24 protein-coding genes, 1 other RNA gene and 1 pseudogene are annotated in these 23,909 nt (G+C 53.7%); 18 read left to right on the forward strand and 8 right to left on the reverse strand.

The window, feature by feature from the left end; translation table 11 throughout:
* Positions 1-8: 8 nt before the first annotated feature.
* From CWI71_RS03200 to CWI71_RS03210, 3 genes are all read right to left on the reverse strand, one after another.
* Entirely contained in the window at positions 9-1,061 is a 1,053-nt protein-coding gene (locus CWI71_RS03200; protein ID WP_126753825.1) for a trypsin-like peptidase domain-containing protein, read from the reverse strand.
* A gap of 138 nt (positions 1,062-1,199) precedes the next feature.
* A complete protein-coding gene (locus tag CWI71_RS03205; RefSeq protein ID WP_126753826.1) occupies positions 1,200-2,549 on the reverse strand; it encodes a DegQ family serine endoprotease in 1,350 nt (449 codons plus the stop codon).
* A 95-nt stretch (positions 2,550-2,644) separates the two neighbouring features.
* On the reverse strand, positions 2,645-3,082 hold the full coding sequence (locus CWI71_RS03210; RefSeq protein WP_126753827.1) for a Z-ring associated ZapG family protein: 438 nt from the start codon (positions 3,080-3,082) through the stop codon (positions 2,645-2,647).
* A gap of 91 nt (positions 3,083-3,173) precedes the next feature.
* Between CWI71_RS03210 and zapE the strand changes: the two genes are divergently transcribed.
* The 8 genes from zapE to CWI71_RS03250 all read left to right on the forward strand — a co-directional run bounded on the left by zapE (position 3,174) and on the right by CWI71_RS03250 (position 9,326).
* The gene (gene zapE, locus CWI71_RS03215; protein ID WP_126754018.1) at positions 3,174-4,277 is read left to right on the forward strand and encodes a cell division protein ZapE; all 1,104 of its coding nucleotides are present in this window, start codon (positions 3,174-3,176) and stop codon (positions 4,275-4,277) included.
* 265 nt (positions 4,278-4,542) lie between these two features.
* Entirely contained in the window at positions 4,543-4,971 is a 429-nt protein-coding gene (gene rplM, locus CWI71_RS03220; RefSeq protein ID WP_126753828.1) for a 50S ribosomal protein L13, read from the forward strand.
* Between the two features lie 17 nt (positions 4,972-4,988).
* Positions 4,989-5,381 (forward strand): 30S ribosomal protein S9, encoded by a 393-nt coding sequence (gene rpsI / locus CWI71_RS03225; RefSeq protein ID WP_126753829.1) that lies wholly within the window; start codon positions 4,989-4,991, stop codon positions 5,379-5,381.
* 229 nt (positions 5,382-5,610) lie between these two features.
* Entirely contained in the window at positions 5,611-6,201 is a 591-nt protein-coding gene (gene petA, locus CWI71_RS03230; protein ID WP_126753830.1) for a ubiquinol-cytochrome c reductase iron-sulfur subunit, read from the forward strand.
* Entirely contained in the window at positions 6,201-7,463 is a 1,263-nt protein-coding gene (locus CWI71_RS03235) for a cytochrome b (protein WP_420849282.1), read from the forward strand. Before petA ends, CWI71_RS03235 begins: the two co-directional genes overlap by 1 nt.
* The gene (locus tag CWI71_RS03240; protein WP_126754019.1) at positions 7,463-8,212 is read left to right on the forward strand and encodes a cytochrome c1; all 750 of its coding nucleotides are present in this window, start codon (positions 7,463-7,465) and stop codon (positions 8,210-8,212) included. The genes CWI71_RS03235 and CWI71_RS03240 overlap by 1 nt, the downstream gene beginning before the upstream one ends.
* Before the next feature lie 11 nt (positions 8,213-8,223).
* Complete coding sequence (gene sspA / locus CWI71_RS03245) at positions 8,224-8,853, forward strand: stringent starvation protein SspA (protein WP_126753832.1); 630 nt, start codon at positions 8,224-8,226, stop codon at positions 8,851-8,853.
* A gap of 5 nt (positions 8,854-8,858) precedes the next feature.
* Positions 8,859-9,326 (forward strand): ClpXP protease specificity-enhancing factor, encoded by a 468-nt coding sequence (locus CWI71_RS03250; protein ID WP_241967618.1) that lies wholly within the window; start codon positions 8,859-8,861, stop codon positions 9,324-9,326.
* 88 nt (positions 9,327-9,414) lie between these two features.
* Here the strand turns inward: CWI71_RS03250 and dolP are convergent, their stop codons facing one another.
* The 4 genes from dolP to CWI71_RS03270 are packed head-to-tail and all read right to left on the reverse strand — an operon-like array spanning position 9,415 to position 12,757.
* Positions 9,415-9,984 (reverse strand): division/outer membrane stress-associated lipid-binding lipoprotein, encoded by a 570-nt coding sequence (dolP, locus tag CWI71_RS03255; protein ID WP_126753833.1) that lies wholly within the window; start codon positions 9,982-9,984, stop codon positions 9,415-9,417.
* Positions 9,981-10,553 (reverse strand): SIS domain-containing protein, encoded by a 573-nt coding sequence (locus tag CWI71_RS03260; protein ID WP_126753834.1) that lies wholly within the window; start codon positions 10,551-10,553, stop codon positions 9,981-9,983. Before CWI71_RS03260 ends, dolP begins: the two co-directional genes overlap by 4 nt.
* A gap of 9 nt (positions 10,554-10,562) precedes the next feature.
* A complete protein-coding gene (locus CWI71_RS03265) occupies positions 10,563-10,913 on the reverse strand; it encodes a YraN family protein (RefSeq protein WP_126753835.1) in 351 nt (116 codons plus the stop codon).
* A gap of 26 nt (positions 10,914-10,939) precedes the next feature.
* Entirely contained in the window at positions 10,940-12,757 is a 1,818-nt protein-coding gene (locus tag CWI71_RS03270) for a penicillin-binding protein activator (RefSeq protein ID WP_198678714.1), read from the reverse strand.
* 110 nt (positions 12,758-12,867) lie between these two features.
* Here CWI71_RS03270 and rsmI point away from each other — a divergent pair, with 110 nt between their 5' ends.
* Complete coding sequence (rsmI, locus tag CWI71_RS03275; RefSeq protein ID WP_126753837.1) at positions 12,868-13,719, forward strand: 16S rRNA (cytidine(1402)-2'-O)-methyltransferase; 852 nt, start codon at positions 12,868-12,870, stop codon at positions 13,717-13,719.
* Positions 13,720-13,729: 10 nt separating this feature from the next.
* Positions 13,730-14,093, forward strand: an RNA gene (gene rnpB / locus CWI71_RS03280) — RNase P RNA component class A.
* A 107-nt stretch (positions 14,094-14,200) separates the two neighbouring features.
* Here the strand turns inward: rnpB and CWI71_RS12155 are convergent.
* Positions 14,201-15,886, reverse strand: a pseudogene (locus tag CWI71_RS12155) (putative bifunctional diguanylate cyclase/phosphodiesterase); the annotation flags it as partial.
* Between CWI71_RS12155 and CWI71_RS12095 the strand changes: the two are divergent.
* The 8 genes from CWI71_RS12095 (at position 15,785) to mraY (ending at position 23,901) form a co-directional block, all read left to right on the forward strand.
* Positions 15,785-16,210, forward strand: coding sequence for a hypothetical protein (locus tag CWI71_RS12095; protein ID WP_241967605.1), 426 nt, complete (start codon positions 15,785-15,787; stop codon positions 16,208-16,210). The pseudogene CWI71_RS12155 and the gene CWI71_RS12095 sit on opposite strands and share 102 nt — an antisense overlap.
* Before the next feature lie 263 nt (positions 16,211-16,473).
* Positions 16,474-16,932, forward strand: a complete 459-nt coding sequence (mraZ, locus tag CWI71_RS03300) for a division/cell wall cluster transcriptional repressor MraZ (RefSeq protein WP_126753839.1) — start codon at positions 16,474-16,476, stop codon at positions 16,930-16,932.
* The gene (gene rsmH, locus CWI71_RS03305) at positions 16,929-17,879 is read left to right on the forward strand and encodes a 16S rRNA (cytosine(1402)-N(4))-methyltransferase RsmH (protein WP_198678722.1); all 951 of its coding nucleotides are present in this window, start codon (positions 16,929-16,931) and stop codon (positions 17,877-17,879) included. The genes mraZ and rsmH overlap by 4 nt, the downstream gene beginning before the upstream one ends.
* Complete coding sequence (ftsL, locus tag CWI71_RS03310) at positions 17,869-18,186, forward strand: cell division protein FtsL (RefSeq protein ID WP_126753841.1); 318 nt, start codon at positions 17,869-17,871, stop codon at positions 18,184-18,186. Before rsmH ends, ftsL begins: the two co-directional genes overlap by 11 nt.
* Complete coding sequence (locus tag CWI71_RS03315; protein ID WP_126753842.1) at positions 18,177-19,931, forward strand: peptidoglycan D,D-transpeptidase FtsI family protein; 1,755 nt, start codon at positions 18,177-18,179, stop codon at positions 19,929-19,931. Before ftsL ends, CWI71_RS03315 begins: the two co-directional genes overlap by 10 nt.
* Complete coding sequence (gene murE, locus CWI71_RS03320; RefSeq protein ID WP_126753843.1) at positions 19,924-21,396, forward strand: UDP-N-acetylmuramoyl-L-alanyl-D-glutamate--2,6-diaminopimelate ligase; 1,473 nt, start codon at positions 19,924-19,926, stop codon at positions 21,394-21,396. Before CWI71_RS03315 ends, murE begins: the two co-directional genes overlap by 8 nt.
* Positions 21,389-22,825 carry a UDP-N-acetylmuramoyl-tripeptide--D-alanyl-D-alanine ligase gene (locus CWI71_RS03325; protein WP_126753844.1) on the forward strand — a complete coding sequence of 479 codons (1,437 nt, stop codon included), beginning with the start codon at positions 21,389-21,391 and terminating at the stop codon, positions 22,823-22,825. The genes murE and CWI71_RS03325 overlap by 8 nt, the downstream gene beginning before the upstream one ends.
* Positions 22,819-23,901 (forward strand): phospho-N-acetylmuramoyl-pentapeptide-transferase, encoded by a 1,083-nt coding sequence (gene mraY / locus CWI71_RS03330; protein WP_126753845.1) that lies wholly within the window; start codon positions 22,819-22,821, stop codon positions 23,899-23,901. The genes CWI71_RS03325 and mraY overlap by 7 nt, the downstream gene beginning before the upstream one ends.
* Positions 23,902-23,909 lie beyond the last annotated feature (8 nt).

A 23,909-nucleotide genomic window follows, 5' to 3' on the forward strand; every position in this document is an offset into this window, starting at 1 on the left:
CCCGCCTGTTAATAACTGAGCTTACTGATGGTAACAGTCGTCGTAAGCTCAGTATTGTCACGAATAAAACGTACTTCGAGTTCCGTTCCTGGCTTTGTATTGGAAATCAGAGCCAAGCCCTCAGCAGACGACGCGATAGGTTGTCCGGCAATTTCAATAATATAATCATCCGCCCGCAAACCTGCGCGATCGGCGGGACTGTTCGGGTCGACTCCGGTAACCAAAATACCCGGTTGTTGCTGCGATTGTGGACGGTCACCGGTATTCACGCCAAGATACCCGCGTACCACTTCACCTTCTTCAATGAGCTTCGTCATGATGTCGTGGGCGAGTACATAGGGGACGGCAAAATAAATGCCTTCCACGCCCTGACCTGCCGGACCGCGAAACTGCGCGTTATTAATACCAACCAGATAGCCTTCGCTGTTAACCAGCGCACCGCCCGAGGCGCCCTCATTAATTACAGCATCCATCTGTAACAGGTCGGCATGGCTGTTGATCACGCCCATACGGCCGCCGGTGGCGCTGATAATACCTTGTGTGATGGTTTGCCCGAGATTGAGCGGATTACCTATAGCAAGGACGACATCGCCCACATTGGAACGTAACTGCAAGTCCTGCGGAATAATCGGCAGGTTATCAAGCTCAATGCGCAATACCGCCAGGTCGGTGACCGGGTCAGTACCAATCACCTGCGCGCTGGTTTGCCGACCGTCCTGCAAGGCTACCTGAATGCTACTGACATTTGCGACCACGTGTGCGGCGGTCAGAATATGACCGACATTGTCCATAATTATGCCCGAACCCAGTCGCAGGACGGTATTGGGACGACGGTTATAGTAGGAACCTCGTACTTCTGACAGACTGTAAATATTCACCACCGCCGGGGCCGCGCGATTGACGGCTTTGGCAAAAGACATCGGTTGGTCAGGTGTGACTCGCTCGGCCTGCCAGGCGCTGATAAGCGGCTGAAGCCAAATGACGAACGCTGCAACAACAAGCCCAAGAATCACCGAACGTATGACGTAGCCGATCCAACTACCTGACTTGCGTTGTTGCATGAGGACATCCATTAGCGAATTGATGTGACGATAAAAATTAGCATAACACTTCTGGAAAAAAGAAGGCAGCCCTAAAGAGCTGCCTGTAAATTATGCGCTGTGTGCAGTCAATGTTTGCTGCTGTTAAACGATATGGGGTTAGCCACCGCGTAATACAAGGTAAAGCGATGAATTTCCGCGCTGAATATTCAGTGCGACCACACCCTCAGCGTTGTCCAGTACGTTGCGCAACTCAGCGACCGAGTTCACGCCCTGACGGTTGACCGCAACAATGATGTCATCTTTGCGTAAACCATAACGTGCTGCCATTGAACCTTCTTCAAGCTCAGTGATGGTAATGCCACCACCGTCGGCCGGTGCCAGCGTTGCGCCTTGCAGGGCGGGGTGCAGCTGCTCAGCCTCTACTGAGGTTTCTTCTGCGGTAAGCGTTACTGAGAAGGTCTGGGTATCGCCGTCACGCAAGACGGTAATATTGATTGGCTTACCAATACCGAGCGTCTTCACCCGTGCGGTTAAATCACCAAAGCTACGGATCTTCTCACCATTGACGCCGACAATAACGTCGCCTGACTGCAAGCCAGCTTTTGCAGCCGCGCTCTCAGGCAGAACCTCGGCAATGAAGGCACCTTGCTTGGCATCCAGATTCAGGGCTTCCGCAATATCGGCTGTCAGATCGTTACCACGAACACCTAATACGCCGCGGCGCACTTCGCCGAACTCAATAAGCTGCTGTACCAGAGCTTGCATCATATCTGACGGAATGGCGAAACCGATACCAATGTTGCCGCCGGTCGGGCCTAAAATAGCGGTGTTAATGCCAATTAACTGACCATCAAGGGTGACCAGTGCACCGCCTGAGTTACCGCTGTTAATGGCTGCGTCGGTCTGGATGAAATTCTCAATTTCTTCAATGCCCAGACCGCTGCGACCCAGCGCACTGACAATACCGGAGGTAACGGTTTGTCCGAGGCCAAAGGGGTTACCGATCGCAACGACAAAATCACCGACACGCAAATCACGCGAGCGGCCAATTTCAACTTCAGTCAGGTTCTCGCCGTTTTTAATTTTCAGCAGGGCGATATCTGAGTTCGCATCTGTACCGATGACTTCAGCATCAAACTGCTCACCATCTTTCAGGGTCACTAATATCTCAGTAGCGCCCTCAATCACATGGTTATTGGTCACCACATAACCGTTTTCGGCATCAATAATTACGCCTGAGCCCAGCCCCCGGAAAGGTCGCTCCTGAACTTGCTCACGCGGACCATTGGGGCCAAAGAAAAAGCGGAACATATCGGGAATACGTTGCCGTACTTCGCGACTGCCCTTCACAGAAATATTCACTACCGCAGGGGTAACTTCTTCCAGCATGGGCGCCAGAGTTGGCGTTTCATCTTTGTCGCTGAAGAAAGGGATATTGGCCTGCGCGCTTGTGCCAAGCGCCAACACGCCGGTGAGGGTGATAACTGCTAATAATTTAAATCTCATAGGGTACAGACTCCTTTAATCATCACGACCATGCTTTAGGGCATGCGTGCAAGTAAAGACCGACCCTATTGAGATAAGTTCAGCTCACGAATGTTTCAAGATGTTTTTTCAGTTGAGCTGGAAAAAAGACCGCTCTTTTTTTCAGAGTAATCCCGCGGCGGCTGTTCAGCCGTCTCTTGCTTACCCTTCGAGCTGTCTTTTTGCAGCTGACTGGCCATGCGTAACTGGCGCATGGTGTCCTCTGCAAAAAAAGGTAGACTCGGTTGCGTTTGCTCGCGCTGCAGCAGGTCAGAGCTATGGTTCAAATAAGCTTTCAGTTTTTCCTGGGTTTCTTCCAGTTGTTCAACCAATGCGGTCGCGGTGGCAAAATGCTCGGCGACTTCCTGCTGATACGAAGCCAGTTGTTCACGGCTTTGCTGTACTTCAGCATTCAGGCGCGCCTCATCAGAGTGCTCTTTCAGCCAGTAGCGGGCAACAAAGAAGCCAACAACAGCCCCTGCCAATACTAAAAGAATGCCAATGATTGCATTCATAAAAACTCCTTAAAAACGCGATTCACATGATAAACTAGACCCCCATAGCATAATCCAGAATAGGGTCGAAGTGGTAGTGACAACGCAAAACATCACCCCATTGAGCAAATATGAAGCAGATCTGGCCTCGGGAGGCTTTACTCCGGACGCCGCCCAGCGTCGTGCTGTGGAAGAGCTGCAACGACTATATGATGAACTGCTGGCACATCGTACCGACGCCAACGCAGGCTGGCTGTCGCGCTTGAAAAAACGCTTCGGCAAAGAGCCCGCCACGCCTCAGGGTATTTACTTCTGGGGTGGCGTGGGGCGCGGTAAGACCTATTTGGTCGATACCTTTTACGACACGCTACCATTTGACGAAAAGCTACGCGTGCACTTTCACCGCTTTATGCATCGGGTACACAAAGAGCTGAAAGAACTGAAAGGCAAGAGCGATCCGTTGCCGATCATTGCCGACAAACTTGCCAGCGAAGCCCGGGTGATTTGTTTTGATGAGTTTTTTGTGCAGGACATTACCGATGCCATGATACTGGGCACCCTGATGCAAGAGCTGTTCAGCCGCGGCGTCGTTCTGGTCGCTACCTCAAATATTGAACCCGACGACCTTTATAAAAATGGACTGCAACGGCAGCGGTTTCTGCCCGCTATCGAGCTGATTAAAACCCATTGCACTATTATCAATGTCGACAACGGCATTGATTACCGCCTGCGCACCCTGACCAAAGCAGAAATCTACCACTCACCGCTCGATGCCGAAGCAGATCAGAACCTGAAACGTTATTTCACCCAACTGGCACCTGATCACTGCAGTCGTAATACCGACGGCACCATTCGTATTAATGGCCGTGACATTCCGGTACGGCTGGAGTGCGACGATGTGGCGTTATTCGAGTTCGAGGCCATCTGTGGTGGACCGCGCTCGCAAAATGACTACATTGAGCTGGCGCAGCTGTACCACGCTGTGCTGATCAGCAACGTGCCGCAGCTCGGCAGCCATAACGAGGACGCCGCGCGCCGTTTCCTCGCCCTGGTCGACGAATTCTATGAGCGCCGCGTCAAGTTGATCCTTTCAGCCGCGGTGCCGCTGGAACAGATCTACAGCGAGGGCAAACTGAAGTTTGAGTATCAGCGGTGTATTTCGCGCCTGCAAGAAATGCAAAGTCACGACTACCTCGCCCAAGAGCACAAACCCTGATAAGAGCAAAGGCGTTATTGGATAATAGATATTGGATATTGGAAAGCCGTCAACCAATAACTAATATCCAGTAACCAATAACTAATATCCAGTAACCAATAACGTCTTCGCTCTTAGTTGATCTTTTGAGCGGTTTTCCCTATAATCCGCGCAGCCCACGTTACAGGTACAACTAACCAGTGTGTGGCACAGCCACAGCGGTTGTTGTGGTTCGCGGGGAAGCCCGGAACTACTGTCGTGAACCTTTAATAAAGAGTATGTTTCAATGAGTACATTTGTTGCAAAACCAGAAACTGTACAACGTGACTGGTATGTTATTGACGCTGAAGGCAAAACGTTAGGTCGTCTGGCGACTGAAGTTGCGCGTCGCCTGCGCGGTAAGCATAAGCCTGAGTACACTCCTCACGTCGACACTGGTGATTACATCATCATCGTTAACGCTGAGAAAGTTGCAGTTACTGGCCGTAAGGCACAGAACAAGATTTATTATTCACACTCTGGGTATCCAGGTGGTATCAAGGAAATCAACTTTGAGAAGTTGATCGCCAAGGCACCAGAAATGGTCATTCAGAAAGCGGTGAAAGGTATGTTACCTCGTGGTCCACTAGGTCGTGCCATGTTCCGTAAACTGAAAGTATATGCAGGCGCAGAGCACAACCACGTTGCTCAGCAGCCTAAACAACTTGAAATTTAAGACGGAGCATTAAGAAAATGGCAGAGAATCAATACTACGGTACTGGTCGTCGCAAAAGCTCTACTGCACGCGTTTTCTTGCGTCCGGGCAGCGGCAACATCAGCATCAATAACCGCACTCTCGAAGAATACTTCGGCCGTGAAACCGCACAAATGGTTGTTCGTCAGCCACTTGAGCTGGTTGACATGGTTGAGAAATTCGACTTATACATCACTGTAAAAGGTGGTGGCGCAAGTGGTCAGGCGGGCGCAGTTCGCCACGGTATCACTCGTGCATTAATGCAATACGACGAAGCCCTGCGTGGCGACCTGCGTCGTGCTGGTTACGTAACTCGTGACGCACGTCAGGTTGAACGTAAGAAAGTTGGCTTGCACAAAGCTCGTAAGCGTCCACAGTTCTCGAAGCGTTAATTGCAAAAGTTACCGTTTACGAAACGATACGTTTTCGAATACGAAAAACCCGGCCTTTGTGCCGGGTTTTTTGTCTTTGACCTTGTAAAAATCAGGGTATTTCTTTATCATCTGAAAGCATTTTTTTGCCGATTGCCTCTGCGCAACAGTGCAAGCAATTCTAACGCAGCAGCTAATTACTGACTTCGCGGCCAAGTCCCGCGGAGCGTCCAAACTGGAGAGTAAGTGGATGAGCAATGCGCCTGTAGATAAAGGCCGCCGTCGTTTTCTGACTGTCGCAACCTCTGTGGTTGGTGCAGCAGGCGCGGTGGGTGTTGCCGTTCCTTTCATTGCGTCGTGGAACCCAAGTGCGAGAGCTAAAAACGCGGGTGCGCCAGTGGAAGTGAACATCGGAAAAGCCGAACCGGGTCAGATGATCCGTGTGGAATGGCGTGGCCAGCCGGTCTGGGTGGTGCGTCGTACGCCGGAAATGTTAGCAGGGCTGGATGGTCTCGCTGATCTTTTACGTGACCCGAATTCAGAAGAGCCTCAACAACCTGAGTATGCGCAGAACCAGTACCGTTCACGCAGAAAAGAATACTTTGTTGCGGTCGGTATTTGTACGCACTTAGGTTGCTCGCCGCAGTATCTGGAAGATACGTTCGCTGAGCAGGTTGAAGGTGTCAATGCCGGTTTCTTCTGCCCATGTCACGGTTCAAAATTTGATATCGCTGGTCGCGTATTCGAAGGCGTTCCTGCACCATACAATCTGGTGGTTCCGCCGCATTACTATATCGACGATAACACCATTCTCGTGGGTCAAGACGGGGAGCAAGCCTGATGAAAAATCTTATCGCATGGTTTGACGAACGCATTCCGATGACCAAGACATGGAATATCCACCTGGCGCAATACCCAGCTCCAAAAAACTTTAACTTCTGGTACGTCTTTGGTGCGCTGGCGATGTTGGTGCTGGTTAATCAGATTCTGACCGGTATCTGGCTGACCATGAATTACGTGCCGTCAGCAGAGGGTGCATTTGCCTCTGTTGAATATATTATGCGCGACGTCGACTACGGCTGGTTACTGCGCTATATGCACTCGACTGGCGCCTCGGCCTTCTTCGTGGTGGTGTATCTGCACATGTTCCGCGGCATGATGTATGGCTCGTACCAGAAGCCACGCGAATTGCTGTGGGTGTTCGGTATGCTGATCTTCCTGGTGCTCATGGCCGAAGCATTCATGGGTTATCTGTTACCTTGGGGACAAATGTCCTATTGGGGTGCGCAGGTTATCATTTCACTGTTTGGTGCTATTCCAATTATCGGTGACGACCTGACCCTGTGGATCCGTGGTGACTACGTTATCTCCGGTGCTACCCTGAACCGCTTTTTCGCGCTGCACGTCATCGCACTGCCGCTGGTACTGGTCATTCTCGTGTTCCTGCATATTATTGCACTGCACGAAGTGGGCTCCAATAACCCGGAAGGCGTACCTATTAAGAAGAAAAAGGGCTCGGTCTCTGAAGAAGAGAAACCAAACTTCAAGTTCCATGAGCGCTTCACCAAGAAGTATGACATTGTCGACTCTATTCCGTTTTACCCATACTACGTGGTGAAAGATCTGGTTGGCGTCGGCATCTTCCTGTTCTTCTTCTGTTACGTAATTTTCTTCGCTCCGGCGATGGGAGGCTTGTTCCTTGAGCCACCAAACTTTGAACCGGCGAATCCGCTGAAGACCCCAGAGCATATTGCTCCGGTGTGGTACTTCACGCCGTTCTACGCAATTTTACGTGCGGTTCCGGATAAGCTCCTGGGTGTTATCCTGATGTTTGGTGCGATTGTAGCGCTGTTCCTGTTGCCATGGCTTGACCGCGGCAAGGTGCGGTCAATTCGCTACCGCAGCGGCTTCCACAAGCTGAACCTGACCATTTTTGCAGTTAGTTTTGTGGCGCTAGGCTACTTAGGTCTGAAGCCCGCGACTGAGGTCTACACCTTATTCTCGCGAATCTTCACCTTCTTGTACTTCGCTTTCTTCGTACTGCTGTTCTTCTACAGTAAAAACGAAAACACGAAGCCAGTTCCAGAGAGGATTACTAAGTGATGAAACAGTTTCTGAAAACGACTCTTCTGGTAGCCGCTACAATCTGGTCAGTTGCAGGTTTTGCAGCTGACCCGACGGTGCCACTTGATGAAGCTAAAGTTGATTTGCATGACAAAGCCTCTTTGCAGCGCGGTGCACAACTTTTCATGAACTACTGTCTGGGTTGCCACTCCATGGAGTACCAGCGTTATAACCGTACCTTTAATGACTTAGGTATTCCGCTGGAATTGGGTATGGAAAACCTGCAATTTACCGGTGAAAAAGTAGGTGATCTGATCACCAACGCCATGCCAACTGAAGCTGCTGAAAACTGGTTTGGTACGGCTGCACCTGATTTGACTCTGGTATCACGTGTCCGTGGTGCGGATTGGATTTACACCTATCTGCGTACATTCTATGTCGACGAGTCACGCCCGTTTGGTGTCAACAATGCTGTGTTCCCGAACGTGGGTATGCCGCATGTGTTACAAGAGCTGCAGGGTGTGCCACGTAAAACGACTGAAGAGCGCATGATCGACGGTGAAATGCAGGACGTTTATGTTGGCATTAAAACCGACGGTAGCGGCATGCTAAGTGAATCTGAATACGACCAGGCCATGTTAGATTTAACTAACTTCCTGGTTTATACCGGCGAACCTATGTTGCTTGAGCAACGTCGTATGGGTTGGTATGTATTCGGTTTCTTATTGGTCTTTACAATTTTAGCTTGGTTACTGAAGCGCGAATTCTTTAAAGACGTGAAGAAATGATGGAGAAAGACATGTCGGTTGCGGCAAATAAGCGGTCAGTGATGACCTTGTATTCAGGGCGTAATGACTTACGTAGTCATCAAGCCCGAATCGTTTTGGCTGAAAAAGGCGTGAGTGTCGAAATCACTTATGTCGACAGCGATCAAATGCCAGAAGACCTGTTGCAGTTAAATCCTTATCCGGATGCGCTGCCAACGCTGGTTGATCGCGAGCTTGTGCTTTATAACGCCCATATCATCATGGAGTACCTTGATGAGCGATTCCCGCATCCGCCATTAATGCCGGTGTACCCAGTGGCTCGCGGTACCAGTCGTTTGATGATGTATCGCATTGAACGCGACTGGTACAGTCTGGCTGACAGCATCGAAAAAGGTGGCAAGGGCGTTGAGGCCGCGCGTCAGGAATTACGTGAAGGAATTCTGGCGCTGGCACCTATTTTCGCCGATACACCTTTCTTCATGAGTGAAGAATTCACCTTGGTGGACTGCTATCTGGCGCCGCTATTATGGCGTTTGCCAAGCTATGGCATCAGCCTTGAAGGTGCTGCCGCGAAAGCTGTTAAGGCATATATGTTGCGCGTGTTTGAGCGTGACTCCTTCCAGGACTCGCTGACCGATATCGAGCGGGACCTCGGCCGGTGAGTGAGCTGAGTGCAATGTCGGCACGCCGCCCGTATATGTTGCGGGCGGTGTACGAATGGCTGGTGGACAATCAGCTGACCCCGCATCTGGTGGTTGATGCAAATCAACCTGGTTGTCAGGTGCCATTTGAGTTTGTCCAGGACGGTCAGATTGTCCTGAACATTGCGCCTTCAGCAGTAGGTAATCTGCAACTGGCCAACGACCGCGTTGAGTTCAACGCCCGCTTCTCGGGTAAGCCTCATCATGTCTATGTGCCGATGGTGGCCGTAGTAGCCCTGTACGCGCGTGAAAACGGCGCTGGCACCATCTTTGAAGAAGAGCCGCAACTCGAAGAACTCACCCCTTCTGAAACGCCCGAAGCACCGAAACAAGGCCCATCGGACGTCATTCAAGGCAGGGGAGAGGGCAAGGGCGAAGGCAAAGGCGACAAAGCCAGCAAAGGCAAGCGCCCCAACCTCAAAGTTATCAAATAACTACGAGAGCGTTATTGGATACTAGATATTGGTTATTTAAAACCAATACCCAGTATCCAATATCTAATAACCAATAACGTTTTTGCTCTTAAGTCTCGAAGGCGTCGATGACGCGTGCTACCCCGTTTGTGTTACGTGCAATCTCTATCGCCTCGCGCGCCATCTGCCGATCAATCAAGCCCATCAGAAAAACTTCGCTATTTTCCGTAACGACTTTAATTTTACTGGCATCGACATTCTCGTCGGTGACGTACTTGGCTTTGATTTTACTGGTGATCCAGCTGTCATTGCTGATGGTCTTCAGGCTAATGACCGGCGCGACGCGCAGCTCGTTATGTACCCGCTGCACGCCCTCAACTTCGCGGGCGATGCGGGCGGCGAGCTCAGCACGGCCATGGCTGGGTACCTGACCGAGCAATAAGACCGAGCGGTTGAACGAAACCACCTGCACGCGGCTATCCTCGAGGCGCTCTTCCCGTTTAAGCTGCGCGATGACTTTAATTTCTATGGCCTGATCATCGACTTGTGTGCCCACGGTGCGCGAATCGGTTGCCGAGGAAATGCCAACGGCGGTCGCTCCCACTAACGCGGCCGTACAACCTGTCAACGTAAGTACTGCGGTCAATGCCGCCGCGGCAAAACGAATACGCTGCTTCATGGGTTATCCTCCTGTGGGAAAATCTGTTGTTCAGCAAGGCTACAAAGCATATTGACGAGTTGTAGTAAGTGCTCGCTTACCCGTGCGGTATTACGCGACGGAACGCGAATTTCAACGTCGTCAGGTCCGAGCAGTCCAGCCACGTCCTGATCGGCTTCATTGGTCAGTGCGATAATCAGCATATCGCGACTCACTGCAGCCTCCATGGCGCGACTGATGCGCGGCGCCTGGTTCCCGGCATTGAGTACGACTAACAGGTCATTGGGTTGTCCGGCGGCGAGAATCTGCTGCGCGAAAATGGTTTCGTGCTCATTAGCACCGTAATCAGCATGTAAAGCGTTGACCGGAAAAGGTGGCCGCTCGAACTGTAAGCCGGTCAGCATAATATGAGCAAAATGGCGGGCGCTGGCATGGGCCATGCTCTCGCCACAGCAATAAATCTTCTGCCCGTGCAGCAGCGAGTCGACTAACAACTCGGCAGCGCGCATCAGCGGTTCCTGTAACAAATCAGCGGATGCAATCTGAGTTTGAATGCACTCAGTAAAAATAGCTTTAACCGGCTCTTGCATAAGTCCTCATTAAAAAGCATCGGGCAACCAGTGTAACTGTGCTGGCTGCTGACAGATGGCTACGACATCAAAGCGCATGAGCGTCTGATGCTCATCAAGATTGTGCGATAGTAAATAAAATTGTGCGCAGCGTCTAATGCGCTGACACTGCGCCGGGGTAATTTGTTCTACCACGGTCGCAAAATCTTCATTACTGCGGTATTTGACCTCAACGAAAACCCAATGTTCGCCGTCGCGCATGATCAAGTCAATTTCACCCAGCTGACAGCTGAAATTTCGTTCGACCAGTTTGAGCGCGGCGCTCTGTAAGTGCGCTAAGGCTTTATCTTCGGCCTGGTTGCCGCTGGTTTTCGGTAACATCCTTGTTCACCTCTTAGCAGAAAAGACTAAGGCATCGTCAACGGTTCACTGGTAGGCACGACTTCATGGCCGTCGTAACGGGCCCAGTCCAATTGTCGCTGCAGCGCGTCTGGCTGCCACTTTAAGGTTCCGGTCAGGCCCTCAAGGTAAATACCGGGGATGGCCGCCATTTGCTGCTGACGTAGCGTTAGCAATACAGCGTCGTGACCAAAGGCCGCAAGACGGGCAAGGTTATACCCCCAGTGGCTGCGCTGTTGTAACAGCTGCTGCAGCCGGCCGTACTGGGGGTGATCCGGTAACAACCAGGGCAGCTCGGTGAAGCGCACATTATCAAGATCGTTCTCGCTCAGCGCATCGCCTTTGATATGACTGGCGGACGTCGCATACACCGGAATAGGCTGCATGAACGGCGAAATGTTGACGTCAATAAAGGGTTTCAGCAAGCGTGTCTGTTCAATACTGCCGGGCAGGAAAATAACATCAAAATCAGCGCGACTACGGGCTTCGGCGTCGACCAGAATTTTGCCAGCGGTTATCTTAACCTGCCAGATGCGTGCTTCACTGGCAGCGACGCCAAGTTTCTCCTGAACGATGGCTTTCATGTCATCAGGCGTACGGTACAGACCGCTCTCAACAGTGCTCTGTGGCTGCTGTTGTTGAAAGGCGTCACTGAACACCGCAATGGCTTCACGCCCGCGTGCCGAGTCCGCCGCCAGCACCAGTGGTTGCCGGTAACCTTTCGCGGCAAAGGTTCTGGCCACTTGCTCATATTCCGTCTCGGGCGCAAGGGCGTACCACAGCGTCGGCGTCGCATTTAACTGCTGCAGCGAGTTGAGTGCCACCCAACGGACGTTGGCGACGGCATCGTCGGACACCTGGCCAATATTATCTTTTAGCAAAGGGCCAATCAGCGTATCAGCGCCGGTGCGCTGTAATTCTTCGGCCAACTGCGCAAAGTCGAAGCTAAAGCTATCGCGCACGGTAATTTGCAGGTTTGGCTGGTCTTCTAACGCCATGACCATACCATCAAGCACAGCCTGCCCCTGCTCGGCATAGGGCCCGCTCAGCGGCAGTAGTACCAGCGCTTGTTGCTGCTTTGGCGAGCGCAGCACCGCTGCGACCCGTGCAGCAATTGCCTGGCCCGGGTGATCAGCATGTCGCAGTTGCCAACCTTGTAAGGCACTGCTATCCAGCCCTTGCGCCTGCTGATGCGCGGCTTTAAGTAAGGCTAGCCAGCTCTGCGCCGCGTTGCTGCGTGCCTGCAGTTCGTCAGGCTTGGGGGCTTCGCGTAAGAAGCGCCAGGGGTCGTCCGTTGGCTCCGCTTGTCCACCGGCGTCGAGTAGGGCCAGTTGCATGTGGGCGGCCTGTTGTGGTTGTTGCAGTTGCCAGGCAAGATCGCGCGCCAGCCTTAAGCCGGCGGTGTGGTAAGTACTGCCGGAAAGCTGAGGAAGTAGAGGTTGTAGTTGTTGCTGCGCGACCTCGTAGCGGCCCTGACTTGCCAGCCAGCGCACCTCGGCTAACTGCAGCTGCCGGCGTTGACTCGCCGTAAGCTGTTGTTCGTGGCGCTCTATTTCGCTGAGTAACGCCGCGCTGGTCTGCCACTCATTGGCCTGCTGCAACTGTTCCACCTCATGCAAAAGAAAGCTGAGCTGTTGCCCAACCGTAGGCAGCGCACTCAGCTCTTCAAGCAGGGTGTTCAGGGTGCGCGCGGAGCTGACCACTTCGGTCTGTTCAAAGCCGTTGGACTGCGTGGGCGTGTCGCTTACTTGTTCACGCTGCTTACCGGGGCTGGCACAGGCACTTAACAGACAAACAAGCATGCACAGGGTTAACTTCTTTGGCACAATAGCGGGGTTCACCAATGGTTACTCATTATCAGCTGGCTCATGGGCATACTATAAACCCAGGACCGCGGTGAAACAACGTAACGGACCAATTCTTACAGGGGGTTAACATGTCGCAAACGCAGCCCGGAACTTTATATATCGTGCCGACACCCATTGGTAACCTCGGTGACCTGTCTCCACGCGCGCAACAGGTGCTACAGGAAGTGGCGGCCATTGCTGCTGAGGATACCCGCCATAGCCGGCAATTATTGCAGCAGTTTGCGATTCAGAACGAGGTCTTTGCCCTGCATGAACACAATGAGCGCGAGCGCGCCGCGGCGGTGGTGGAGCGTCTGCAAGCGGGTGACTCGCTGGCGTTAATTAGTGATGCTGGTACGCCGCTTATCAGCGATCCTGGCTATGTGCTGGTGCAGCAGTGCCGGGCGCAGGGCATTACCGTGGTGGCACTACCCGGGCCTTGCGCTATCACCACCGCGCTGTCAGCCGCAGGACTGCCCACCGATCGGTTTACCTTCGAAGGGTTTCTCCCCGCCAAGCCACAACAGCGCCGCAAGGCACTGGAAGCCTTACGTAGTGAGACCCGCACTATGGTTTTTTATGAATCGCCGCATCGCATTCTGGCGACTTTAAGCGACCTGCAGGACGTGATTGGCGCTGAACGCACGCTGGTCATGGCCCGTGAGCTGACCAAACGCTACGAAACCTATCTGAGCGGTAGCGTGGCAGAGGTCTTAGCACGGGTGCAGGACGATAGTAATCAGCAGCGCGGTGAAATGGTACTGGTGCTCGCTGGCGCGCCGCAACAGGAGCAGTCAGGCGATAGCCAGGCGGCGTTACAGACGGTACAGATACTGCGGGCGCATCTACCACTGAAAAAGGCCGCCGCCTGCGCGGCCGAGATCCATGGCCTGCGCAAAAATCAGCTCTATCAACTGGCGCTCGAGCAAGATAACACGTAGAATGCGCGCCAGAGTTAGCCAGACAATCGCTGCTTACCAGGCTTTGCCTGCGTAAGGGGAGGAAAGTCCGGGCTCCATAGGGCAGAGTGCCAGATAACGTCTGGGCGGCGTGAGCCGACGACTAGTGCAACAGAGAGCAAACCGCCGATGGCCTGCTTGCAGGCACAGGTAAGGGTGAAAGGGTGCGGTAAGAGCGCACCGCGCGGCTGGTAACAGTTCGTGGCACGGTAAACTCCACTCGGAGCAAGGTCAAATAGGGGTTCTTTGGCGCGGCCCGCGTTGAACCCGGGTAGACTGCTTGATCGTGCAAGTAATTGTACGACTAGACGAATGATTGTCCACGACAGAACCCGGCTTACCGGCTAACTCGCCGATTATGATCCCGACAGAAGGCAACAAAGGTTTCCAGGCGCATACTGTGGCCGTAATAGAAACCTTGCTGATAGTGACAGTCTTTGGTGCGCAGGAAATTCGCCTGTGAGGCTGTCTCTACGCCTTCTGCGATCACTTCCATATCGAGCGTGTGCGAAATACGTATCAGCGCGTCAACAATTGCCGTCTGCTGCTTGTTCTGCGGCACATCCCGTAAAAACCCGCGATCAATCTTAATCACATCTATCGGATACGAGCGCAAGTAGTTCAGGCTTGAATAACCGGTACCGAAATCATCAATCGCCAGATGCACGCCCGCGGCGCGCAAACGCTTCAGGTTCACCAACTGTCGCTCTTTGTTGCGCATCAGCATCGACTCGGTGATTTCCAGCATCAGTTTATCAGCTGGCATGCCGGCTTCCTCAAGTTCAGCCAGCCACTTGTTGGCCGCTTCCTTGTCATTAAACTCGCGCGGCGAGCGGTTGACGGCGATGGTCAGATCCAGGCCTTCTTCCGTCAGCGTTTGATAATCACGCATCACCTGTGCCAGCACAAACTCACCCAGGGCGACAATCGAGCCGGTCTTTTCGGCAATTGGAATAAACTCACCGGGAGAAACTTCGCCGCGCTCGGGATGCTGCCAGCGGATCAACGCCTCACATCGGGTCACCAGACCCGAATCGGTGGCAATGACCGGCTGATACTCGACGTGGAACTGCTCTTCTTCGAGCGCGTTAATCATCTCATGGTGCAACGCAATGTGTTGTTCGGTACTGCGGCGTAGCTGCTCATCAAAGAAAGAGACGGTCAGCGAACCGGTCGACTTTGCCGCGTACATTGCCAGTTCGGCACACTTGATTAACTGCTGCGCTTCGTTGGCATCGGCAGGGAACATTGAAATGCCGACGCTGGCAGTAATATTGATATGGTTCTGCTCGATATCGGCGGTGTTCATCAGATTATTGATGAGTACTTTGGCGTAGCTCTCAGCTTCGGAGGCGTCTTTGATGTTGGTCAGCACAATGGCAAATTCATCGCCACCGACGCGGGCAAGCAAATCGCCTTCATCCAGATCGCCCTGCAGCCGCTCGGCCACATGTTGCAGCAAGGTGTCGCCAATATCATGACCAAGCGCGTCATTGATATCGCGCAGGTGGTCAAGGTCGAGCATGATCATGGCAAATACCTGATCGCCATCGTGCGCGCCAAGAATCTTAATTTCCAGCTGTTGCTGGAAGTGCTGTCGGTTGGCCAGCTCGGTCAGCGGGTCAAACCGTGCCTGAAAGCTAATGGTATGAACGGCCAGTCGCAGGCGGTGCTGGGTAAAGATAAGAATGGCGAACGCCGCAACAATGACCGCAGTCAGGAATGAGCCGGTGAACCAGATCGCATCCAGGTTATGGCCAGGCGCTATCCAGCTGCCATAGCGCGGCGCGACGGCCAGCTCCCAGACGTCACCAGGCACGTGTAGCTGAGTCACCATAGGATCAGCGGTCATAACTTCCGGCACCCCGGCAATAATCTCCGCACCGCGAGTCGGGGTACTCCGCTGTAACAGAAATTTGTATTCCGGGTGGTCATTAAATTCGACGGCTTCAAACAGGTGCTCGTGGTCAATCACCAGCGAAGCAATGCCCCAGAAACTGCCGTCAGTATGAAATATCGGTAACCGTGCAATAAAGGCTTTGCCACCTTGCAAAAGATTCACCGGCGAGTTCAGCAAAATGTCCTGACTGGCAATGGCACGCAGAATTTCGTGAATCTGGTCACTGACCTCGCGGTAGTCGACCCCGATGAGTTTGGTATTGCCAGTGCTGGGATGCACGAAGCTGATGCGCAGATCAGGAGCCAGCGCCAGATGACTGATATCCAGATCAGAATTAAGGAATTCGTCGATTATTTTTTGCAAGCGCATGCGATCAGGCGTATCTTGCCAGAAAATTTCCGGCTTCAGAGCCCGCAACACCAGCACGTTGGCCTGTATGCGCTGCTCAATGCTCGAGCGCATCGAGCTGAGATGCTCAAGAGCGCGGCGCTTTTCCGACTGAACTTGTTGCTCGCGGGCATTATCGACCACCATCATGACCGCATACACCATTGCCAGTGCAATCAGAAATAATCCGATGAGATCACGAACCAGTCGCAACTTCGCCTTACGCGGCGTCATTGCCTGATTTCGCTTGGTTAAGTGGCTGATAAATTTACGCAATTTAAATGGCTATTATTATTGTTATTACCTGCGTACGCATCATCTAGCACATTGGCTACCGCGTCAAGTCCCGTCGCACACCGCAAACCCGGTATTTTTTCTTGACAGTGGGAAAGAACGCCACCTAGACTGTCACATTGTGGGGATTTGTGGGTAATAGTGGATCAAATTTTATGTTTCGTGGTGCAGCAGCATTAAGTCTGGATGACAAAGGCCGTCTGGCGATACCAACCAAGTATCGCAAGAGCCTTATGCTGGACTGTGAAGGCCAGATGGTTTTCACCATCGATATCAAACAACCATGTTTGCTGCTGTATCCGTTGCCGGAATGGCAAATCATTGAGCAAAAACTTACCACCTTATCAAGCATGAACCCCGCAGAGCGTCGTCTACAGCGCTTGTTACTGGGTCACGCCGAAGACTGCCAGATGGACAAAAACGGCCGCATTCTGATTGCGCCAACGCTGCGTCAACACGCAGATTTGGAGAAAAAGATCATGATTGTCGGTCAGCTGAATAAGTTCGAACTCTGGTCTGAAGCGGCATGGCAGCAGCAAATTGCCAGTGACATGGAAGCGGAACAACAAGACGACTTGGCACTAAGTGAACGACTACAAGACTTCTCATTATAATGACAAAAGCGCCGCAACATGTCTCGGTGCTGTTACAGGAGTCCATTGAGGCTCTTGCCATCAGACCGGACGGAATTTATCTTGATGCCACCTTCGGAAGAGGGGGGCACTCACGCGCCATTTTGTCGCAACTGAGCCCCAATGGCCGGCTTATTGCCCTCGACCGCGACCCCACCGCGATCGCAGCAGCGCAGGCCTTTGCCAATGATCCCCGCTTTACCATTATCCACACGCCCTTTTCACGTCTTGATGACGTGCTGGATGCGCAGCAATTGCGTGGCAAACTTGACGGTATTTTATTTGATCTTGGCGTCTCATCCCCACAACTTGACGACGCCGAACGTGGTTTTAGCTTTATGCGCGAAGGCCCGCTTGATATGCGCATGGACACCAGCAGTGGCGAGACGGCTGCTGATTTTGTCAACCATGCCAGTGCGGACGATATTGCCTTTGTACTTCGCGAGTACGGCGAAGAGCGTTTCGCCTGGCGTATCGCGCAGGCCATTGTCAAACAGCGCGAAACCGAGCCCCTGACCACCACCAAGCAGCTTGCCGATTTGATTGATCAGGCCGTGCCTTTTAAAGATAAGCACAAGCATCCGGCGACCCGCAGCTTCCAGGCGATTCGTATTCACATTAACGGTGAACTACAGGAAATTGAGCAGGCGCTGACAGCGGCAGTAAGTGGTCTGAAGCCGCGTGGCCGGCTGGCGGTGATCAGTTTTCACAGCCTTGAAGACCGCCTGGTGAAACGTTTTTTACGCGCTCAGAGCAAGGGCAAAGAGATCCCTGCCGGTTTGCCGTTACGCGATGATCAGATTGATCGGGGTCAGACCGTGCGGTTGATTGGCAAAGCGCAGAAGCCCAGCGCGGCAGAAATTCGCGAAAACCCACGGGCGCGCAGCTCGGTGTTACGCGTGGCAGAGAGGTTAGCTTATGACCAATAGCCGCGTACCCAGTTTATTAAGCGTACTGTTCAGCGACCTGCGGCAGCAAAAGCTGGTGCTGTTGCTGTTTATCTGCATTATCGGCAGCGCGTTCAGTGTCATTTATGTGGCTCACGCCAATCGTTTGCTCACCATCGAGCGCGACGAGCTTTTGTCGCAACGCGACCAGATTGATATTGAGTGGCGTCATTTGCAGATTGAACAAACTGCGTTAACTGAACACAGTCGGGTCGAGCGCATCGCCAGTCAACGGCTGGACATGGTGCGTCCCGAGGGCGAACAGGAGGTGCTGGTCTCATGGCAGTAACACCTCGTAAACGTACGCAAAAGAAAGCCTTGCAGCCTCACCTGGGCCAGGGCCGCTTTTACTTTGCGTTGTTCGTGGTTTTTGCTGTGTTTACCAGCCTGGTGGCACGGGCTGCTTATATTCAGGTGATTGAACCTGAACAGCTGATTTATGAGGGCGATCGCCGTTCGTTACGGGTTGACCCCACCGAAGTTCAGCGCGGCACTATTGTTGATCGCCATGGTCGCGAGCTGGCAGTGAGCGTGCCGGTACAAACGGTCTGGGCTGATCCCAAGCGCGTACATGAAAGCAATGGCCTGGCCAATCGTGAACGCTGGCTGGCGCTGGCAGAGGTATTTCGTACCGACGTTGATACCTTATTGGGGCGGGTGGAAGATCCCAGTCGCCGTTTTGTTTATCTGGAACGTAAGGTAACCCCCGCGGTGGCCGACTATGTGCGCCAGTTAGGCATTCCGGGAGTTTATCTGAAAACGGAATCGCGGCGTTTTTACCCGGTGGGTGAAATTGCTGCGCATCTAGTGGGTTTTACTGATATTGACGGTCGCGGCATTGAAGGCTTAGAAGCGGCCTATAACGAGGTTCTTACAGGGAAGCCGGGAGAGCGGCTATACCGCAAGGATGCACAAGGGCGGGTTGTTGAAGAAGTGCGGGTCACCGCTGCAGAACAACCAAAACAACTGACGCTGAGTATTGATCAACGTTTACAATCACTGGCCTATGCCGAGTTAAAAAAAGCCGTGCGCTATCATCAGGCAACCTCGGGTTCAGCAGTGATCGTCGACGTGAACACCGGCGAAGTGCTGGCCATGGTCAACAGCCCGTCCTTTAACCCGAACAACCGCAGCGACTTGCAGCCGCATCGCATGCGTAACCGCGCGATTACCGACGCTTATGAGCCGGGCTCAACCATGAAACCCCTGGTGGTGTTAGCCGGCCTGGAAGCGGGCGTGATCAGCCAGGACGAAGTGATTGACACCAGCCCGGGCTGGATGCGCATTGGCGGACGTCGCGTCAGCGATCCGATAAACCGGGGTGAGCAAAGCATTACCGAGATTTTACAGAACTCCTCCAATATGGGGTCGTCCAAAATAGCACTGCGCACCGGCGTAGAGCAACTGCTGGCGACTTATGCCGCAGTAGGATTGGGCAACGATACAGGAATCGGCATGATTGGAGAGAGTTACGGCGTGCTGCAACACCGCACCCGCTGGTCAGAGTTTGAAATTGCCACTTTGTCGTTCGGCTATGGTTTGACCGCGACCACCTTGCAGCTGGCGCAGGCCTACAGCGTGATTGCCAATGGTGGCGTGCATCGCCCGCTGACCATTCAACGGCTGGAAGAGGGACAAATATTGCCCGGCACCCAGGTGGTTAAGCGCGAGAACGCCGAGGCGGTATTGCATATGCTTGAGCAAGTGGTCGCCGACGGCAGTGCTAAAAATGCCCGCGTCCCGGGCTATCGGGTAGCCGGTAAGACCGGTACCGCGCGTAAAGCTGTCGCCGGTGGTTACGGTGACGAATATGTGACTTTATTTGCTGGTGTCGCGCCGGTCAGCGATCCGCGTATTGCGGTAGTCGTGACTATTAATGAGCCGGGTGGCGACGACTATTACGGCAGTACGGTTTCGGCGCCGATTTTTGCTGAAATCGTCGGCGATGCGTTGCGTGCCATGAACGTCGCGCCTGACCATCTGGAAGATACACAGTTACGCGTGGCAGGTTTTGCCGGGGGGAGCAATGATTAGCTTGGCCCGGTTGCTGCCTGACTACCCCATGCGCCTGCCTGCAGTGACTGTAGGTGGCCTGAAACTTGACAGCCGCAGTGTCGCCAGTGGCGACGCTTTTGTTGCTGTCCCCGGTTATCAGGTCGATGGCCGCGACTTTATCAGCAGCGCCATTGCCAACGGCGCCAACGCCGTACTTTGTGAATCCGACGGCTTTGGTATTAGCGAGCATGACGGTGCCGTGGTGGTCGAAGTACCGCAACTGAAATCTAATCTTTCGGCGGTGGCGGCACGCTTTTATGGCGAGCCGGCGCGGCAGTTAAAGGTCATCGGTGTGACCGGTACCAATGGCAAAACATCGGTGACGTATCTGATAGCGGAGTTATTGCAAAACCTCGGCGTAAAAGCGGGGGTGATAGGCACCACGGGCAGCGGTTTCCCGGGCAAATTAATGCCGGAAACGCATACCACACCAGACCCTGTCGCTGTACAACAACGCCTGGCAGCGTTGCGCAGTGAGGGCGCAGAGGTGGTGGCGATGGAGGTTTCTTCTCACGCCTTGGTGCAACGCCGGGTCGAGGCCATTCCCTTTGCCGTTGCGGTGGCAACCAATATCAGCCGCGATCACCTGGACTACCATGGCACCATGGCCAACTATGCCGGCGCCAAGCGCCGCCTGTTTACCGAGCTCGACAGCGCGACCGCCGTACTCAATGCCGACGATGGCGCGCTCAACGCCTGGTTACCGGATCGCCCCGACGCCTGGCGCTTCAGTTTACAGGCGCAGCAGCATGAACGTTGCGTGTATGCCAGTGACATTCACTATGGCGATACGGGGACAGAATTTACCCTGATGGTGCCCGCAGACAAGGCGCGGCAGTCCTACCGGGTGCAGTCGCCACTACTCGGCGAGTTTAACGTCTATAACCTGTTGGCGGCACTGGTCGCCGGCGCCCAGCTTGGGTACGACTGGGCTGAGCTTTGCCAGGCCGCGACACAGGTAAAACCGGTTCCGGGTCGCATGGAGTCGTTCCACGCACCGGGTCGACCGCTGGTGATTGTCGATTACGCGCATACACCTGACGCCTTACAACAGGTGCTCAGCGCCGTGCGCAAGCATTGTCAGGGCGAGCTTTGGTGTCTGTTCGGCTGTGGTGGCGATCGTGACCGCGGTAAACGTCCGCAAATGGGCAGTGTTGCCGCTGCGAACGCGGACCGGCTGGTGGTGACGGACGACAACCCGCGCACCGAAGATCCACAACAGATTGTTGCCGATATTCTGGCCGGTATTACCGATCACCCCCAGGTAACCGTGGTGCCAGGACGGCGTGATGCGGTGGCACAAACCATTGCCACGGCAAAACCAGAAGACGTAGTGGTATTGGCCGGCAAAGGCCATGAAGATTATCAGATCATTGGTCATGAAAAAGTGGCCTATGACGAGCGCGCGTGGGTAGCCCAAATCATGGGAGGCGAACATGATTAAGACCGATTTGCAGTGGATTTCCCGGGCGGTCGACGGTCAGCTGTTTGGCGATAACTCAGCCATTGAGGCGGTCAGTACCGACACCAGAAACTTGCCGCAGGGCTGCTTGTTTATTGCCTTGCAGGGGAAAAATTTTGACGCCCACGACTTTGTCGCGGACGCCGTCGCCAAAGGTGCCAAGGCACTGCTCGTGCAACGCAAGGTACCATTGCCGGAAGGGCAAAACGTGCCCCAGGTCGTAGTGCAGGATACCCGTTACGCGCTTGGCCAGTTGGGCGCGGCAGTGAAGGCGAGCGTGCAGCCGAAAACCATCGCGATTACCGGCAGCAGCGGTAAAACCACCGTCAAAGAAATGCTGGCGGCAATTTTACGTACCCAGGGTAACGTGCTGGCTACGGCCGGCAACTTTAATAACGACATTGGAGTACCGCTGACGTTATTGCGGCTGGAACCCGAGCACGATCTGGCGATTATTGAGCTCGGTGCCAACCACCAGGGTGAAATTGGCTACACCACGCGCCTGACCCAGCCGGACGTGGCCATTATCAATAATGTCGCGCCGGCACATGTGGAAGGCTTTGGTAGCGTGCATGGCGTATTTCGCGCCAAGACTGAAATTTTCAAAGGTCTGAACGCTGACGGGCTGGCACTGACGCCGATCCGTTCTGAGTTTGCACCAAGTTGGCAAAAGCAAATCACCCATTGCCAGCATTTGACCTTCGGCCAGGATGCGGACGCCGCCATCTATGGCAGCGATGTTGAAATAGACGAGCAGGGCTGTGCCAGCTTTACGGTACGCATCAGTGCCGAGCTGACGGGGCGCGAACAAACCGGCCGGATACAGCTGAACCTGCCAGGTTTACACAACGTTGACAATGCGCTGGTAGCAATTGCGGCAGCGGTTAAGGTAGGTTGTCCGCTCGCTGACGCTCAGGCGGCACTGGCTGCCTTGCAACCGGTGCCCGGGCGTATGCATGTAATGCCGTTGAGTGCTGACATCAAGCTAATTGATGACAGCTACAACGCCAATGTGGGCTCGGTTAAAGCAGCACTCGATATGCTTTCGGTCTACAAAGGTCTGCGCATTATGGTGCTTGGCGACATGGGAGAGCTTGGTGAGCAGGCGCGCCAGTATCATGAGGAAATTGGCGCCTACGCCATTCAGGCCGGTATCGATAATTTATTTACTCTGGGTGTGCTCAGTCAAAGCGCCAGCGAAGTCTTTAATGGCCGCGGCGGGAAACACTTCTCACAAATGCAGGAACTGGTCGAAACCATTCTGGCGACGACTCAGCAATCGTCGACGCCTATCACCATTTTGGTGAAAGGCTCGCGCAGTGCGCATATGGAACAGGTGATTGCAGCGCTGAAAGAGCGCGCTGATGAGCTGCACCCAAGCTTAAACGAAGAAGGAACACAAGCATGCTAGTTTGGCTAGCTGACTATCTGACGCAATTTGCCAGCGGCTTTAACGTCGTCTCGTATCTGACGATGCGCGCTATTCTGAGCGTATTGACGGCGTTATTAATCGCGCTGTGGATGGGCCCCCGGCTGATCCGCTATCTGCAACGCCTGCAAATTGGTCAGTCGGTGCGTGATGACGGTCCGCAATCGCATTTGAGTAAGGCCGGCACGCCGACCATGGGTGGTTTGCTGATTATCGCGGCGATTTTAGTGTCGACGCTGCTCTGGGCTGACCTCTCCAACCGCTACGTGCAGGTGGTAATTGCCGTCGTGATCGGTTTTGGCCTGGTGGGTTTTGTCGACGATTACCGCAAAGTCGTGCAAAAAAATTCACGAGGCCTGCCGGCGAAGTGGAAATACTTCTGGCAGTCGGTGATCGCTACCGGCGCGGCGGTCTTCCTGTACGCCAATGCTACCGTTGGCGCTGAGACCCAGCTGTTGGTGCCGTTTTTCAAAGACGTCATGCCACAGTTAGGCTTGCTGTATATTCTGCTGGCTTATTTTGTGGTGGTGGGCACCAGTAACGCCGTCAACCTGACTGACGGCTTAGATGGTCTTGCCATTGTGCCGACCATTATGGTCGCCGCGGCGCTGGGTATCTTTGCCTATGCCTCTGGCAACATGAATTTTGCTGAATACCTGAATATTCCACACCTGCCGCTGTCGGGTGAACTGCTGGTGGTGTGTACTGCGATTTGTGGCGCCGGCCTTGGTTTTTTATGGTTTAACACTTATCCGGCACAGGTATTTATGGGCGATGTCGGCTCGCTGACGCTGGGCGCCGCGCTGGGCATTATTGCCGTGATGGTGCGGCAGGAACTGATTCTGTTCATCATGGGCGGCGTGTTCGTGATGGAAACCGTGTCGGTGATGTTGCAGGTGGGCTCGTACAAGTTACGTGGCAAGCGGGTATTCCGCATGGCGCCCATTCATCACCATTATGAACTGAAAGGCTGGCCCGAGCCGCGCGTGATTGTGCGCTTCTGGATTATGTCCTTAGTGTTTGTACTCATTGCTCTGGCGAGCCTGAAGCTACGTTAACCTGAAGG

Origin of the sequence: Pseudidiomarina insulisalsae (assembly GCF_003987065.1) — a bacterium.
GTDB lineage: Bacteria > Pseudomonadota > Gammaproteobacteria > Enterobacterales > Alteromonadaceae > Pseudidiomarina > Pseudidiomarina insulisalsae.

Coding starts and splice junctions, on each gene's coding strand:
- CWI71_RS03205 (WP_126753826.1), bottom strand. CDS start 2,549: ATGAGATTTAAATTATTAGCAGTTATCACCCTCACCGGCGTGTTGGCG.
- CWI71_RS03200 (WP_126753825.1), bottom strand. CDS start 1,061: ATGCAACAACGCAAGTCAGGTAGTTGGATCGGCTACGTCATACGTTCG.
- sspA (WP_126753832.1), top strand. CDS start 8,224: ATGTCGGTTGCGGCAAATAAGCGGTCAGTGATGACCTTGTATTCAGGG.
- mraZ (WP_126753839.1), top strand. CDS start 16,474: ATGTTTCGTGGTGCAGCAGCATTAAGTCTGGATGACAAAGGCCGTCTG.
- dolP (WP_126753833.1), bottom strand. CDS start 9,984: ATGAAGCAGCGTATTCGTTTTGCCGCGGCGGCATTGACCGCAGTACTT.
- CWI71_RS03240 (WP_126754019.1), top strand. CDS start 7,463: ATGAAACAGTTTCTGAAAACGACTCTTCTGGTAGCCGCTACAATCTGG.
- CWI71_RS03315 (WP_126753842.1), top strand. CDS start 18,177: ATGGCAGTAACACCTCGTAAACGTACGCAAAAGAAAGCCTTGCAGCCT.
- petA (WP_126753830.1), top strand. CDS start 5,611: ATGAGCAATGCGCCTGTAGATAAAGGCCGCCGTCGTTTTCTGACTGTC.
- ftsL (WP_126753841.1), top strand. CDS start 17,869: ATGACCAATAGCCGCGTACCCAGTTTATTAAGCGTACTGTTCAGCGAC.
- CWI71_RS03265 (WP_126753835.1), bottom strand. CDS start 10,913: ATGTTACCGAAAACCAGCGGCAACCAGGCCGAAGATAAAGCCTTAGCG.
- CWI71_RS03260 (WP_126753834.1), bottom strand. CDS start 10,553: ATGCAAGAGCCGGTTAAAGCTATTTTTACTGAGTGCATTCAAACTCAG.
- mraY (WP_126753845.1), top strand. CDS start 22,819: ATGCTAGTTTGGCTAGCTGACTATCTGACGCAATTTGCCAGCGGCTTT.
- murE (WP_126753843.1), top strand. CDS start 19,924: ATGATTAGCTTGGCCCGGTTGCTGCCTGACTACCCCATGCGCCTGCCT.
- CWI71_RS03235 (WP_420849282.1), top strand. CDS start 6,201: ATGAAAAATCTTATCGCATGGTTTGACGAACGCATTCCGATGACCAAG.
- rpsI (WP_126753829.1), top strand. CDS start 4,989: ATGGCAGAGAATCAATACTACGGTACTGGTCGTCGCAAAAGCTCTACT.
- rsmI (WP_126753837.1), top strand. CDS start 12,868: ATGTCGCAAACGCAGCCCGGAACTTTATATATCGTGCCGACACCCATT.
- rplM (WP_126753828.1), top strand. CDS start 4,543: ATGAGTACATTTGTTGCAAAACCAGAAACTGTACAACGTGACTGGTAT.
- CWI71_RS03210 (WP_126753827.1), bottom strand. CDS start 3,082: ATGAATGCAATCATTGGCATTCTTTTAGTATTGGCAGGGGCTGTTGTT.
- CWI71_RS03325 (WP_126753844.1), top strand. CDS start 21,389: ATGATTAAGACCGATTTGCAGTGGATTTCCCGGGCGGTCGACGGTCAG.